The organism is Gilliamella intestini, from assembly GCF_900094935.1.
Lineage (GTDB): Bacteria > Pseudomonadota > Gammaproteobacteria > Enterobacterales > Orbaceae > Gilliamella > Gilliamella intestini.
The window spans coordinates 1-14,793 of the sequence record NZ_FMBA01000050.1 but is presented as its reverse complement, the minus strand read 5'-3'; the positions used below and the strand labels follow the sequence as shown (position 1 = coordinate 14,793).

The 14,793-nt window shown below is 33.1% G+C and carries 12 protein-coding genes, 1 tRNA gene and 2 pseudogenes; 9 read left to right on the top strand and 6 right to left on the bottom strand.

The window, feature by feature from the left end; all coding sequences use genetic code 11:
* From GA0061080_RS12445 to GA0061080_RS10145, 3 genes and pseudogenes are all read left to right on the top strand, one after another.
* Positions 1-96, top strand: a pseudogene (locus GA0061080_RS12445) (IS5/IS1182 family transposase); the annotation flags it as partial.
* A gap of 330 nt (positions 97-426) precedes the next feature.
* Positions 427-1,107 (top strand): response regulator transcription factor, encoded by a 681-nt coding sequence (locus tag GA0061080_RS10150; protein ID WP_091125059.1) that lies wholly within the window; start codon positions 427-429, stop codon positions 1,105-1,107.
* Between the two features lie 18 nt (positions 1,108-1,125).
* Complete coding sequence (locus tag GA0061080_RS10145) at positions 1,126-2,421, top strand: ATP-binding protein (protein WP_065636408.1); 1,296 nt, start codon at positions 1,126-1,128, stop codon at positions 2,419-2,421.
* Positions 2,422-2,427: 6 nt separating this feature from the next.
* On the opposite strand, the gene GA0061080_RS10140 is transcribed toward GA0061080_RS10145, so the two are convergent.
* Positions 2,428-3,177, bottom strand: coding sequence for a M15 family metallopeptidase (locus tag GA0061080_RS10140; protein ID WP_091125055.1), 750 nt, complete (start codon positions 3,175-3,177; stop codon positions 2,428-2,430).
* A 159-nt stretch (positions 3,178-3,336) separates the two neighbouring features.
* Here GA0061080_RS10140 and rlmN point away from each other — a divergent pair, with 159 nt between their 5' ends.
* The 3 genes from rlmN (at position 3,337) to GA0061080_RS10125 (ending at position 5,752) form a co-directional block, all read left to right on the top strand.
* Positions 3,337-4,470, top strand: coding sequence for a dual-specificity RNA methyltransferase RlmN (gene rlmN, locus GA0061080_RS10135; RefSeq protein ID WP_342446791.1), 1,134 nt, complete (start codon positions 3,337-3,339; stop codon positions 4,468-4,470).
* A 30-nt stretch (positions 4,471-4,500) separates the two neighbouring features.
* Entirely contained in the window at positions 4,501-5,115 is a 615-nt protein-coding gene (locus GA0061080_RS10130) for a hypothetical protein (protein ID WP_141683136.1), read from the top strand.
* 61 nt (positions 5,116-5,176) lie between these two features.
* The gene (locus GA0061080_RS10125) at positions 5,177-5,752 is read left to right on the top strand and encodes a manganese efflux pump MntP (RefSeq protein WP_091125044.1); all 576 of its coding nucleotides are present in this window, start codon (positions 5,177-5,179) and stop codon (positions 5,750-5,752) included.
* Between the two features lie 141 nt (positions 5,753-5,893).
* Here GA0061080_RS10125 and GA0061080_RS10120 read toward each other — a convergent pair whose 3' ends face one another.
* From GA0061080_RS10120 to GA0061080_RS10100, 5 genes are all read right to left on the bottom strand, one after another.
* Positions 5,894-8,023 (bottom strand): AAA family ATPase, encoded by a 2,130-nt coding sequence (locus tag GA0061080_RS10120; protein ID WP_091125041.1) that lies wholly within the window; start codon positions 8,021-8,023, stop codon positions 5,894-5,896.
* A 14-nt stretch (positions 8,024-8,037) separates the two neighbouring features.
* Positions 8,038-9,669: a coiled-coil domain-containing protein gene (locus tag GA0061080_RS10115; RefSeq protein WP_091125038.1), complete on the bottom strand. Its 1,632-nt coding sequence runs from the start codon at positions 9,667-9,669 to the stop codon at positions 8,038-8,040.
* Between the two features lie 435 nt (positions 9,670-10,104).
* A complete protein-coding gene (gene groL, locus GA0061080_RS10110; protein WP_091125034.1) occupies positions 10,105-11,751 on the bottom strand; it encodes a chaperonin GroEL in 1,647 nt (548 codons plus the stop codon).
* 47 nt (positions 11,752-11,798) lie between these two features.
* Entirely contained in the window at positions 11,799-12,092 is a 294-nt protein-coding gene (locus tag GA0061080_RS10105) for a co-chaperone GroES (protein ID WP_034915350.1), read from the bottom strand.
* 145 nt (positions 12,093-12,237) lie between these two features.
* The gene (locus tag GA0061080_RS10100) at positions 12,238-12,675 is read right to left on the bottom strand and encodes an FxsA family protein (RefSeq protein WP_091125030.1); all 438 of its coding nucleotides are present in this window, start codon (positions 12,673-12,675) and stop codon (positions 12,238-12,240) included.
* A 159-nt stretch (positions 12,676-12,834) separates the two neighbouring features.
* Between GA0061080_RS10100 and GA0061080_RS10095 the strand changes: the two genes are divergently transcribed.
* The 3 genes and pseudogenes from GA0061080_RS10095 to GA0061080_RS10085 all read left to right on the top strand — a co-directional run.
* Positions 12,835-12,910 (top strand) — tRNA-Phe (locus GA0061080_RS10095).
* A 634-nt stretch (positions 12,911-13,544) separates the two neighbouring features.
* Entirely contained in the window at positions 13,545-14,087 is a 543-nt protein-coding gene (locus GA0061080_RS10090; protein ID WP_091125027.1) for a YagK/YfjJ domain-containing protein, read from the top strand.
* A 381-nt stretch (positions 14,088-14,468) separates the two neighbouring features.
* Positions 14,469-14,720: pseudogene (locus GA0061080_RS10085) on the top strand (transposase); the annotation flags it as partial.
* Between the last annotated feature and the right edge of the window lie 73 nt (positions 14,721-14,793).

The following is a 14,793-nucleotide window of genomic DNA, read 5'->3' as shown; positions in this document are numbered from 1 at the left end:
CGTTCAATATCAACTAGATACGATAAGTTAGAAAGGAATTATGCCAGTATGGTATCACTGGCATTTATGTTAATGTGGCTGCCAATGTATTGTTGAGTAATTTATGTACAGCAAAGATCAACAGCCCCTAATAATAATGCTAGATAGTAAAACTATTTTCCAAATAATATAGATTTTGTTTTAGTTTTTTGTTCAAGATTGAATAGTATTTTTTGTAAAGCAATCTAATAATGGTATTTCTTTTTCAGAGCATGTTGAAAACATAGATTAAAACATAAAATTAACCTCAACTTTCTTACATAATTAGATAGTAAATTAAATAATCAGCAATAGTATAAAATATGTAATATTTTAGTAAAACTACCTGACTTTTTTTTATTATTGCAATAATGTAAAGACTTAAATTAAATTATGGTGACGATTATGATAAATATTTTATTAATTGATGATGATATTGAATTATCACAAATGCTTAGCGAATATTTAACTAATGAAGGTTTTAATATCAAAAGCGTTTATTTGGGTAAAGATGGCATTAATGAAGCATTATCAGGAAAATATCGTGCTGCAATTTTAGATGTAATGTTACCTGATATTAATGGGATTGATGTTCTTAAAAATATACGTCAACAATGTAATATGCCTGTTATTATGCTAACAGCTAAAGGCGATAACATCGATCGCGTTTTAGGGTTAGAACTAGGTGCTGACGATTATATCCCTAAACCATGTTATCCTCGTGAGTTACTAGCAAGATTACGTGCGGTTCTACGTCGTTTTGATGAACGTTCAGTAGAAACAGTTGATGATAAAAAATACCATTTTAACGGTTTAACATTAGATATACCGCAACGATTATGCACTTGGAATGGACAAGTTATTGACTTAACATCAACTGAATTTAATTTGTTAGTATTACTTGTAAAACATAACGAGCGAGTAGTAACAAAAGAAGAATTATCAGAAATAGGACTTGGCCGAGCAAGAGAGCTTTACGATCGTAGTGTTGATGTGCATATTAGCAATATTCGTCAAAAACTATACCAAGTTGCACAAAATGATGTAACGATAGAAACAATTAGAGCTGTTGGCTACCGTATTCGTTAATGACTTAATAGGCTTGATATGAATCGTCGATTATTTTGGAAAATACTCATTATATTTGGGATTATTTTTTATCTTACTTTCCAATTAACTTGGATTGCGTTTTCTATTTATGTAGGAAATAAAAATCAAAGATTCCTTAATCATATGCCGACAAAAGTTGATATGATTGCTCAGTTATTACATGTGGCAGGCGAAGATGAAACACTTAATTTTGTAGCGCATTTACCTGAACGAGAAAGATCTTTATTATCAATAAAATTAGTTTCTCCTGTTAATGAGCAAGTCAATATTTTGAACGATGAATTAGAAACCCCAACATATGCTTACCAACGTATGGCAGCAGCACCTGACGGAACACTTTATTCGGTTTCATTTAAAGAAGATAAGGAAGATCACGATACAAAAGCGTTATTTAATATGCCAATGACAATTGTATTACTTGGGATATGTGTTGGCCTTGTTTTTAGCCTTTTTTTAGCTTGGAACTTAACCAGACCAATGAGACTATTAAGACAAGGCTTTTTTAGAGTATCTCAAGGTGATCTTTCTGTTAGATTGTTCAATAAATTAAAACCTCGCCGCGATGAATTAAGTGAACTTGGTAAAGATTTTGATATGATGGTTGAACAGCTAAATATTTTGCTCTCTGATCGTCAATCTCTTCTTCATGACGTTTCTCATGAACTTAGAACTCCACTAGCCCGTTTGCAGTTAGCAATTGGGCTTGCTCAACAAAATAAGCAAAATATTGATACGGCTTTAGCTAGAATTGAATTAGAATCAGAACGATTAGATCAGCTAATTGGTGAAATTCTAAATTATTCTCGTGCAGAAATGAATAATCGTACCGATGAGTATTTTGATTTAAAAGACTTAATTAGCGTGGTGATTAATGATGCTAACTATGAAGCTAATCATCAGTTAATTGATGTACATTTTAATCTATCACCAATCACGCATTCTATTGTTAAAGGGAATTCAGAGCAAATTCGGCGTGCAGTTGAAAACATTATTCGTAATGCCATTCGTTTTTCAATATCTGGACAAGCTGTAGAGGTTTCGTTAAAAGAAACCGGTAAATATTTACAAATTGAAGTTAAAGATCGTGGTCCTGGTGTTGAAGAGAGTAAATTATCCAGTATCTTTGAACCATTTGTCCGTATTCAGTCTCCTCAATTAGGCAAAGGTTACGGACTAGGACTTGCGATAGCAAGAAAGACCGTTATTATGCATAACGGTACTATTGAAGCAACTAATCGTGATGGTGGAGGGCTTATTGTAACAATATGTTTACCTTATTGGAGAAAACTTTAATAAGAGTTAGTAACAGTCACTATTAACAGTTAATACATACTCTTTAACTAAGCTTTCTAGTTTAATTTTATCGTGACCAGCGAACGTTAATGTTTTCATTATAGCATTTGGATCACTTTCTAATATGGCTTTATATTGTGCAATATATTGGCTAGCAATAGGCTTGTATGACCAGTGCCATTCTTCAAGCTGGTACCCGCCTTTTCTACCACCATTAAATGCTTGGCAAAAGCCATATTTTGGTAGATTCTCTTGAAGCCATTTATAAAGAATAATTCCTTTTTTATCATTTCTAAAGTATTCTGAAGAAACACTAGTAATATCGATATCACTACCCCAATGATGCCTTGATGTACCTGGCATTGACGAAAATTTTAGAATTTCTTCAGCAATTTTTTCTGGGTCATTTATTTTAGCTGATAAAGCATCCCATTTCCGTTGCCAAATACCGTTTTGGTAAGTGTAATTTCGCGTTGCACTTACTATGATAAAAGGAATATCTGGGTGAATTTTTTTAAAGTCATTGTAGGCTTTTATAAGTTGTTCGGTTGGCTCTTTTTGTAGATACATTCCTTTTTTATTAACAGGTAGTATAGTTGAGTCTAACGCAATAAAACCATTATCTTTTTTTTCGTCAAACTGTCCAATCAGTTTATTTAATGTGATCTGTTGTGCCATGGTAAAAGTAGGAAATAGAAGTAAAGATAAGTTTAAAGTCAAATCACCTATTTTTTTTAATATCGTTGATTTTTTCATCTTTCAAGCTTGCCAATATTCTATATAGCCAGATTAAGTTAAAAACAGTATAATCCTTTTCCTAAAAAATGAAATAGCCATAATGTGTAAAAACGAGGCCTTATGTTAACAACATCTACATCTAATACGTCTGAAAATTGTTTAGACGCTGTCAATACAATGAACCTTAATACAACTAATCCCATAAACGAAAGAATAAATTTACTAAACTTCACACGCCAACAATTAAGAGAGTTTTTTATATCACTTGGTGAAAAACCGTTTCGAGCTGATCAAGTAATGAAATGGATCTATCATTTTGGTATAGATAATTTTGATCAAATGACCGATATCAATAAAAAACTACGTGAACAACTAAAGACTTTAGCAGAAATTAAAGCTCCGAAGATTGCCGTAGAACAGCGTTCTTCTGATGGCACAATAAAATGGGCACTTGATGTTGGTAATAACCAACTGATTGAGTCTGTTTATATTCCTGAACGTGATCGTGCAACATTATGTGTTTCCTCACAAGTTGGTTGCGCATTAGAGTGTAAATTTTGTTCTACTGCTCAGCAAGGATTTAATCGTAATTTAACTGTTTCTGAAATTATTGGTCAAGTATGGCGTGCATCGAATGCAATTGGTGTAACGGGTAAATTAGCTGATAGACCTATTACCAATGTAGTTATGATGGGTATGGGTGAACCACTACTTAATTTATCTAATGTTGCACCAGCTATGGAAATTATGTTAGATGATTTTGGCTATGGTTTATCAAAAAGGCGTGTAACACTATCGACATCAGGAGTTGTTCCTGCTTTAGATAAGCTAGCCGGTATGATTGATGTGGCGCTAGCGATATCACTTCATGCTCCTAATGATACTATTCGTAGTGAAATTATGCCAATTAACCTAAAATACAATATGTCTATGCTGCGTGATTCAATTCTGCGTTATCTTTCATCTTCAAACGCAAATCACGGAAAAGTAACTATTGAATATGTATTACTTAATCAAATTAACGATGGCGTTGAACATGCTCATGAACTTGCTGCATTCCTAAAAAATGTACCTAGTAAAATTAATTTGATTCCTTGGAATCCGTTTCCTGGTGCACCTTATTCACGTTGTTCAAATACTCGTATTGATCGCTTTATGAAGACATTAATGGGATATGGGTTTACCGTAATAGTTCGTAAAACACGGGGAGATGATATTGATGCTGCATGTGGTCAGTTAGCTGGTGAGGTTATTGATCGTACAAAAAGAACACTTTATAAAAAACAAAATCTTGCCCAGCAAATTTCATAAAAATGCATCTTTATAAAAAAGGGAGGATAAATGAAAAAACTGTTAATTATATTTAGCTGTTTTTTGATAATCATACTATCTGGCTGTCAAATGAAAAACAGTGATGAATTTGATCCAGAAAAGGCCGCTTTAGCACGAATGCGACTTGGATTGGGCTATCTTGCTAAAGCAAATGAATCAGAAGAAAACGTTAAAGCTGCACATTATAATTTAAAATTAGCTGCGCAATATTCACCAAACAATCCTCAAGTCATGTTGGCGATGGCGATGTTTGATCAACATGTAGGTGAATATAATGAAGCCGAAATGATTTACAAACGTATTACACTAATGCAACTAGGTAACGGATTATATCATGTTCATTACGGAGCTTTTTTATGCGGACGTGATCGTTATCAAGAGGCTAAAGAACAGTTTCAACAAAGCCTCGATTTAGATCGCCATCGTTGGAAAGCCGATGCTTATGAACAGTATGGCTATTGTGCAATCCAAAACAATGATCGAAAAACAGCTGACTTAATGTTTAAGCAACTTTTTCAATATGATGCTAATCGTCGAGACAACGTTATAAAAACAGCTGAACTTTATAAAAACAAAGGTGATAAAAAAATAGCAAATTATCTATTTTCAGTAACAAATAAATAAATCATCATCCATTATTATAATATTAATAAATTTTTAATAATTATAAGCAAGAGTATATGTCATGAATTTTTGGGCTATTTTATTATTAGCACTAGCAATGTCAACCGATGCCTTTGCTGTCGCCGTTTGTCGTGGGATTTCACTTAAATCAACACCAATTTTAGGCGCATTAAAAATTGGTATTTTATTTGGTGTTGTTGAGGCTATTACCCCATTGCTTGGCTGGTTAGTTGGTTATATTGCGTTGCAATATATTGAACAATGGGATCATTGGGTTGTATTTGCTGTCATGCTATTTTTAGGCATTAATATGATATATAACAGCCAGAAACAGTCAGATGGAAATTGCCAAGAAGATGAATTAACATCATCAAAAAAATCTTTTCTAATGTTAATTTTTACAGCAATTTCAACCAGTATAGATGCATTTGCAGTTGGTGTTGGCTTAGCATTAGCAAGTGTTAATATTTTTTTTGCCGCAGCAATGATTGGACTAGCTACCTGTACAATGGTTACTATTGGGTTATTATTGGGTAATAAAATTGGCTGTTTAATTGGTAAACGGGCTGAGCTTTTGGGCGGGTTAGTACTTATTTCTATTGGAGTAATAACTCTTTATCAACATCTTTCAGTTTAATATTTCAAATAAAAATACTTTTTTACTGTTAGGTTTCGAACATTTTATTGATTGATATATTTTATCCAATTTAAATAACGTCCGAAACCAATATCTTTCCTTAAGAAAGGTTACAGAAAACTAATTCTATCTTATCTTCCTTTAATTTTTATAAAATTCCATATCAAAACTATGTGCCTGCTGGTTATAAATTGCTTTAAACACTCCTTGATCATGAGGATTATGCAAAATATGATTAACAATAAATGGTCTAACATTGGTTTTTATATAACCCGGCAATCCTCGGGCACCACGAATGATATCATAATGATCGTGACAGAATGTACTGATACAAGAATCTTTTATTTCGATAGTGTAGCCACGATGACTATATGATTGATTTAATTTGTCAATTTCTCGACGAATAATCCGTTCAATAACTTCCATTGGTAGACGTTTAAAATGAAGAATATTTTCTCGTCCATTAAAACGATTAAGTAATTCCGAACGATAAGTATTATTGAGTTCATTTGTCGCCAATTCTCGAGCTTCTTCATCAGTAAGATTAGGATCTAAATAGTAAGGTTGACCAATATTTGAAGTCATAATAATCATAATATCTGAAAAATCGACTGTTCGACCAACATTATCGGTTAACCTACCATCTGATAAAATCTGTAAGAAGATATTAAATACATCAGGATGTGCTTTTTCAATCTCATCAAATAAATAGATTCCCACCGGTTTTGTTCTAACTGAGTTTGTTAAAATTCCACCTGCTTCAAATCCTTCATATCCTGGAGGTGCACCAATTAATTTAGCAACAGCATGTTTTTCCATGTATTCTGACATATCAAAACGAACTAACGATTTTTCATCACCGTAAACATATTCCGCTAAAGCTTTGGCCATTTCAGTTTTACCTACACCAGATGGACCTAAAAATAGGTAAGACATTGCAGGACCTGATTCTTCAAGCCTGTCAACTCTAGCAACCTTTACCGAATTGGCGACATGTTTAACAATGTTATCTTGACCAAAAATTCGTGATAATAAATTTGCCTCCAAATTAATCAAGTTTTCAACTTCATTCTCATCTAATTTGTTTGCTGATATACCTGAAATTTTGCTAAATTCAGCAATCACTTCTTGGCGATTTAGTCGCAAATCTTTATTGGCTAGCATCACCAATTTTTGATGTTGTTCATTATTTTGTGCAATTTCTGCATCAATTTGTCGAATTTTTTCCTTTAATTTAGAAACTGCTGGTGAGTCAAATCCTCCAGCTGTTAACTGTGCAAATGTCTTTATAGAAACTGATTCTGAATTTTTATTATTGTCCTCTTCTTCTTGTAACTGGGTGATTTCATCTTGCAGTTTGAAGCGTAACGTTTCAGCATCACGTTGATATTGATATGTTTTGCTAATTTCAGACTTTAAATTCTGCCAATCTTGCTGCCATTGTTCAAGCTGCTGTCGCAAATCATGTTGTTCTGTTTCACTAGTACTTTTTGCTATCTTACCCATTAACTCAGCAATTTTTGGATGCTGTTTATGTGTAAGTTGACGATAACTAGCAAGTGCACGATCAAGTAATGAAATAGCACGTTGAGGCTGTGCCCCACCTAAACCTAAACTATCACGATATTTACAGGTTAAATGTATTGCTTCATCAATAGCATCTTTATCCACTTCAATTTTGTGGTATGCAGATAACTCCTTTGCAACAGTAGTAACAATGGAATTTAAATTATCCCCAGCAGGTTCTTTGACATCGTAAAGTGTGTAAAGTTCAGGCATATTCGTGCTAGCCTTTAGCACACTACTAAGTTTATCATCACGAACTTCGAGGATAACTTGAAAATTATTTGATTTATCGGCGTTATTTAAGGCATTAATAAAATGAGCATTACCTGTATTATGTGCTGCTTCTAAAAAATTAGCCGTATCGGTAATAATCAGCACTGATTCAGGGGTTTGCATTAGCTTTTTTAAAATACTTTGAAACTCATTATTTATCTTAGTGCTATCGCCGCTAGAAAAAAGAGCATCACAATTTAACCAAAATAATTTTTTTACAATCAAATCAAATGGTGTATCTGGGTTATTTTTAGCCGCCTGTAAACCAAGGGTAAGCGTTGAAACACCTACACCTGCGGGTCCTGTTAACAATAGTGAGTTTGATGATTTTCGTATAAGAATCGACGATATTCTCTCTAAATCATGCTCCCTTCCTACTAAAGTAAAATTAGGGTGTTGCGCTAAATATTCACGCCCTCTAACTAAATACATTGTGCATTCCTTTGTTATAGTTTAAAGGGTGAAGTAGTATGTGAGCTATCTTTTTTGGATTCAGATTTTTCTGATAAAACATCACCTGTCACCGCAATAAATTCACGCGTATCATCTTGAACGTCTTTAGACATTTTTTCAATTTCATCTAAATTCGCACGCATTGTTTCTAGTGCTGAGCGAGTAATTTCAGTCGCCTCTCTTTGGGTATCGCCAAATTCTGCTAAGTTTTGTAACATAGCTTCTAAATCATTATTAATCTCATCACGGCCAGTTGCAATTCGAATTGCTTCATTTTTTGCAATATCGTTTGTGACTCGTGTCATTTCGGCTAAAGTATTACTTGCCATTGATTGCGCTTCATTAATTGCAGCAGAATTAACCGCTGTTACCACAACACTAAGTTGAGAGGCTACAGATGCAATACCTCGTGAATGCATTGCTCTTGCACTTTCAACTTGTTTTTTGGTTGCTGCTTGCATATTGCGAATTTTGATGGCTTCAGTTGTTAATTCGCCATAAGTTTGCATGGTATCAACTGTTGCAGTTGACACTGTGTCAATATGTTCATCTAAATTACGTCTTGCTTCATCAAGCTTCATTGACTCTAATAGATTATCGCCAACATCTTTATTTTCAAGTTCCTCTCTACGTTCCCGATGTACTTTTTCAACTTTTTTAGTGGCTTCATTCATAATGGCATAAATTTGTATCATATTGCCATTATTGTCACTAAGCCCTTCAATTTGTTTAACCATTTTTTCGAGATGATTACGAATCGCACCAAAACGTTCTTTACCTTGATTAACAAATTTTAATGCGGATTTAACCATATCGGCTTGACGCAATGTATGCTGTTCTGAAGTTAAATTCAGTAACTCTTTTAATTTTTCAACATCCATTGATTCGGTACGTTGTTCGTGACGAGTTGTAATTTCTATCTGAATATCATTTAATTCTTTATGCTTATTTTGTATTTCCTCTTTTAGATTGGTTATTTTTTCTTCATTAATATCAATTTTTTCTTTTGATGCAGTTTTAATTTGTCCAAGACCAAAGAATTTTTTATCCTGCTGCAATAACACTATTTCTTTTTGTAAATCAGATATTTGTTTTTCTATATTGGTAATTTCACCCTGCACATTGATTTTTTGCGCTGCCTTTTCTTCATCCCACTCTTGATCGGCTTTGATTTGAGCTAAAGCATTACGAGTTTCACCATTTTGGCGTAAGTTATACAGGGCATCGGTAAGTTCGGTAAGGGGTTTAATTTTTTCAATAAAGTTATTAAGATCATTATTAAAATCCGCATAAACTCTTTGTAACTCAGCAAATACTTCGGTATCAGTCATCTCAATACGTTGTTTAGACATCTCTTCAGAAATGGATTGAAGATATTCTTTAAATGTATCAAATTCTTGAATTTTAGCTCGATCAGCCTCTTTATTATCAGTAAATTCTAAAATATGAGTGACTTCTTCTACTTTTTGTTCAAGTGAAAGGCTATCTGAAAAAATAACTTTAAAAAAAGTATTTTCTTGAATATTAGCAAGTGGAGTTTCTACTTTTGCTTTTTTTTCACGTTGTCTAACCGAATAGTCTTTTTCTTCTGTACTGGCTAATTTTTTTCTTGGAGCTACACCCATTATTTCTTTCCTTAATTGCTTATTTCTATATTCACTTATTATTTAATTACTTTAAATTCTATTAAAATAAAAAATAAAGTTTGGAATAATATTTTGATCTTATAGAAAAGATAAATTTCATCTTTTCATCATGTTATTATCTATTTAACATCTGATTTTGACAAGTGAAACAGTTATTCAAAATCAAAAAATTAAAAAATAAATGATAATCATCAAGTATAGATCAAGCTTTTTGCTGGTATAACAGATTATTATTTATACTTTATTTAATCGATTAAAAATTTAAATTATTATTGGTATTTTTAATTAATTGTATATTTTTATTTTGCAGTTATTTGATAAAGAGAAGATATAACTAAAAAAAAATTCATAAAAAAACCACTCGCATAACCGAGTGGTTTATATTGAAATGTATCATTTGTAATGATGGTAGGATTACATCATTCCGCCCATACCACCCATGCCGCCCATACCACCAGCAGCACCTAAATCAGCTTTATCATCTTTAGGTAGGTCAGTTACCATACATTCAGTTGTAATCATAAGACCAGCAACAGAGGCAGCATATTGTAATGCGCTACGGGTTACTTTAGTTGGATCTAAAATACCCATTGCAATCATATCGCCATATTCTTCAGTAGCAGCATTATAACCATAGTTACCTTTACCGCCTTTAACTGCGTTAACTACAACAGATGCTTCTTCACCACAGTTAGTAACGATTTGACGTAATGGAGCCTCCATAGCGCGCAATGCAACTTTGATACCAACGTTTTGATCTTCGTTAGCGCCTTTAAGGTCTAAAATTGCTGATGCTGCACGAACTAAAGCAACACCACCACCGGCTACAACACCTTCTTCAACCGCTGCACGTGTTGCGTGTAACGCATCTTCAACACGAGCTTTTTTCTCTTTCATTTCCACTTCGGTAGCTGCGCCAACCTTAATAACAGCAACACCGCCAGCAAGTTTAGCAACGCGTTCTTGAAGTTTTTCTTTATCGTAATCAGACGTTGACTCTTCAATTTGTTTACGAATTTGTTCAACTCGAGCTTTGATTAAAGATTCTTCACCAACACCGTCAATAATCGTTGTGTTATCTTTATTGATAACAACACGTTTTGCTTGACCTAAATCTTCAAGTGTCGCTTTTTCAAGCTCTAAACCAATTTCTTCTGAAATCACAGTACCAGCAGTTAAGATTGCAATATCTTGTAACATCGCTTTACGACGATCACCAAAGCCAGGCGCTTTAACCGCAGCAACTTTAACAATACCACGCATAGTGTTAACTACTAATGTTGCAAGCGCTTCGCCTTCAACATCTTCAGCAATTATTAATAATGATTTACCTGCTTTAGCAACGGCTTCTAACACAGGTAATAATTCACGAATGTTAGATACTTTCTTATCAGCTAATAAAATATATGGATTATCTAATTCTACTGTTGCTGTTTCTGGTTTGTTGATGAAATATGGAGATAAATAACCTCGGTCAAACTGCATACCTTCAACAACATCAAGGTCATCTTCTAAACCAGTACCATCTTCAACTGTGATAACGCCTTCTTTACCCACTTTTTCCATAGCTTCTGCAATTAAAGAACCTACAGTTTCATCTGAGTTAGCTGAAATTGTACCTACTTGAGCAATAGCTTTAGAATCAGCGCATGGTGCAGATAACTTTTTAAGCTCTTCAACAGCTGCAACAACTGCTTTATCAATACCACGCTTTAAATCCATTGGATTCATACCAGCAGCAACAGCTTTTAAACCTTCATTAACAATTGCTTGAGCAAGTACGGTTGCAGTAGTTGTACCATCACCTGCTGCATCATTTGCTTTAGAAGCGACTTCTTTAACCATTTGTGCGCCCATATTTTCGAACTTATCTTCTAATTCGATTTCACGAGCAACAGAAACACCATCTTTAGTAATGGTTGGTGCACCAAATGATTTATCTAATACTACATTACGCCCTTTTGGACCTAATGTTACTTTAACTGCATCGGCTAATACATTAACGCCTTTAAGCATTTTGGCGCGAGCGTCATTACCAAATTTCACATCTTTAGCTGCCATCTTTGTATTTCTCCTAAATTCTGTATATAAATTAAATTAGTTGTCAGTTATGCTTGTACAATCGCTAAAATATCGCTTTCAGATAAGATAAGCACTTCTTCATTATCGATTTTTTCTGTTTTAACGCCGTATCCTTCATTAAAAATTACGATATCTCCCACTTTTACATCTAGCGGCTGTACTTGACCATTTTCTAAAATGCGACCATTACCAACAGCTAAAACTTCTCCGCGAGTTGATTTACCTGCTGCCGAACCAGTTAAAACAATACCACCAGCTGATTTTGATTCTACTTCTTTACGTTTAATGATCACACGATCATGCAATGGACGAATTTTCATTAGTTATCTCCTAGCACTAATTTTTAATTAAGATAATTATTAACAGAAATCATAGAATTATGATTTTTTAATGTAGTGCACAATATATGGGGATTATTTTAAATTCTTCAAGAGAACAAATTCAAAAAAAAGTCTAACTGATTATTTATTCATCATCTTTCTGTTTGAATTCACCTTCAATAATATCACCCTCTTGATAGTGCATTTGTGATGAAGAAAAATTTGAGCTTATTGGCATTTTTCGAACAATAAATTCCACGATATGATCTTGTACGTGGGGTATTAATAATATTGCACCTAAAATATCAGTTAAAAAACCTGGAATAAGCAAGAAAAAACCGGCAAAAAGCAAAGCTACACTTCTAATTAATTCATTTTTATAGCTTTGATTGTTAGCTATTTTTTGTTGCATAATACTAAGGTTTTTTAAACCCTGAGTTTTAACTAACGAGAAACCAAGAATAGATGTTGTAATAATACAAATTAAAGCAAGAAAAACACCGATTGAATTTGCAACTGCTATAAAAAAACTAATCTCCAAATAAGCATAAACAAAAAAGATAATAAAACCAATAAGTCGCATACAAAAATTCCTATAAGAATAAAAACAGATTAGTAAAAACTTGCTATTAATATGAAGATGATTAGCTACTTTTCAACCAAACAAACACTTATTTTTAAAAAATATTACAAAAAGGATTGACTGATAATCGCAAATCGTGTTTAATGTGCATCCATTGTTGCCCGGATAGCTCAGTCGGTAGAGCAGGGGATTGAAAATCCCCGTGTCCGTGGTTCGATTCCGCGTCCGGGCACCAATCACCAAATTCTAAGACCTGCTTCTAGCAGGTTTTTTTATGCCTAAAGCCTTTTCAAATAAGCCTTTCACCTTGTTTCACTACTCAACCGAATTTAACTGAAATTACCCAAAATCAAGTGAAAAATCGGATACAAACCCGGATACATTTGGTTCGATAATGGCGTGTATCCATAAAATGGCTTTAAAGCCTTTGTTTGCAATGGTTATCGAGAATTACTTGCCAAGTGATTATGTATTCATTATTTGTACTGTTACTTTCAATTAATACCGTTACTACTTTATTCTTTTTGTAAATATTTATTTACATTACGCTGGTTGTTTGATCATAAGATAATTATGCAGTATTCATCTCTACCCATTCATATTCTGATGAATTGAGCGTTTTATGAGAATAAGATTCTTACGTTAGCGTTTCACTATTTTACAAAGTCAAATATTAATTTTTATCGAATGTTTTCGATGTTTTATTGAGGCTAAAGACAAGATAAAAAAATAATCATTAAAGGTTAATTAATATTATTATATAAAAGAAAATTATTAGATAAATAACACCAATAACCCTCTATCTGAGTAAACCATCAGTTACTAAAACAGTAAAAAAATAATCTTGCTCCTTATCAAATAACTCTAATTTGATAAGGGCAACTAAATGCAAAATAAAAATTTTACCGATTCGAATCGACATTCATTATGCTAAAGATGATGAGTTCAATACAGATATTGAAACAACCAAAAAAGAAATAATGTACTTCCTTTATCAAGCTATGCAATTTGAACTTGATATTGTAGGGTATGCTGTTGTTATGGAATTTAATCAGAATGAACATATCCATTTTCATTCTGTTTTTTATGTAAATGGTCAAAAAAGACAAAAATACTATCCTATTTACGTTGCTCTGGAACGTGCATGGTATGAACTAACTAAAGGTTATTTATATGATTGTCAGCGGAATAATTATCATATTAATGGGCTAAGGATGATAAATCATCACGATGATGAAGCGTTTCGTTCTGTTTGTTATATGCTTAGTTATTTAGCTAAAACAGAACAGAAATCATTTTTTAAAAAGTGTTATAGTGATTGTCTATTTTTAAGTAAAGTCCCGCCTCCAAGTCATCGAGGAAAACTTAGAACACTTGGTCTGAATAAATTTTTAATTTCTTCCCGTATTTAATAACCCCAAAAAACCATTTCCTTCATTTTGGAAAATCACTATGAATCTTAAAAAAATACGTTTATACAAATCAGTCAACAAAACAGGCTAATTGATATAGATACAATTCATATAAAGGAATAAAAAATGGACAACCATTATGACCTAATACTAAATAAGCTAAAAGTTCATCATAGATCGTTACTTACAAGTTATGGAAAGTTATATCCAGTCAGAATGGATTTTGCCTATCATGATGATGCCAATCAAAGACAATATGGAATATATGGATATGTTAAATTTATCTGATTTAACATTACTTTCCAATTGTAACTCTCCCCTAAAATAGTACAGCAAAAAAGTAGAAAATTCTCTATGATAAAAGCAAAAGGGAATTTAATTATGAAAAAAATGACTGAACATCAAATCGTCGCTATTTTAAAAGAAGCTGAAGCAGGTATTCCTGTCAAGGAACTCTGCCGTAAATATGGCATGGGGAATTCAACTTTCTATAAATGGCGGGAAAAATATGGCGGAATGGAAACTTCGGATATTAAACGCTTAAAGGAGCTGGAGGCTGAAAACCGTAAGCTTAAACAGATGTTTGCCGAACTGAGTTTAAAATCCCAGCTTCAGGAAGAAATCATAAAAAAGCTGTAGTGCCCACAAAAGCACGTAAAACGTGGGCACAGCAACTACAACAAAATCATTCGGTTACTATTGCTAT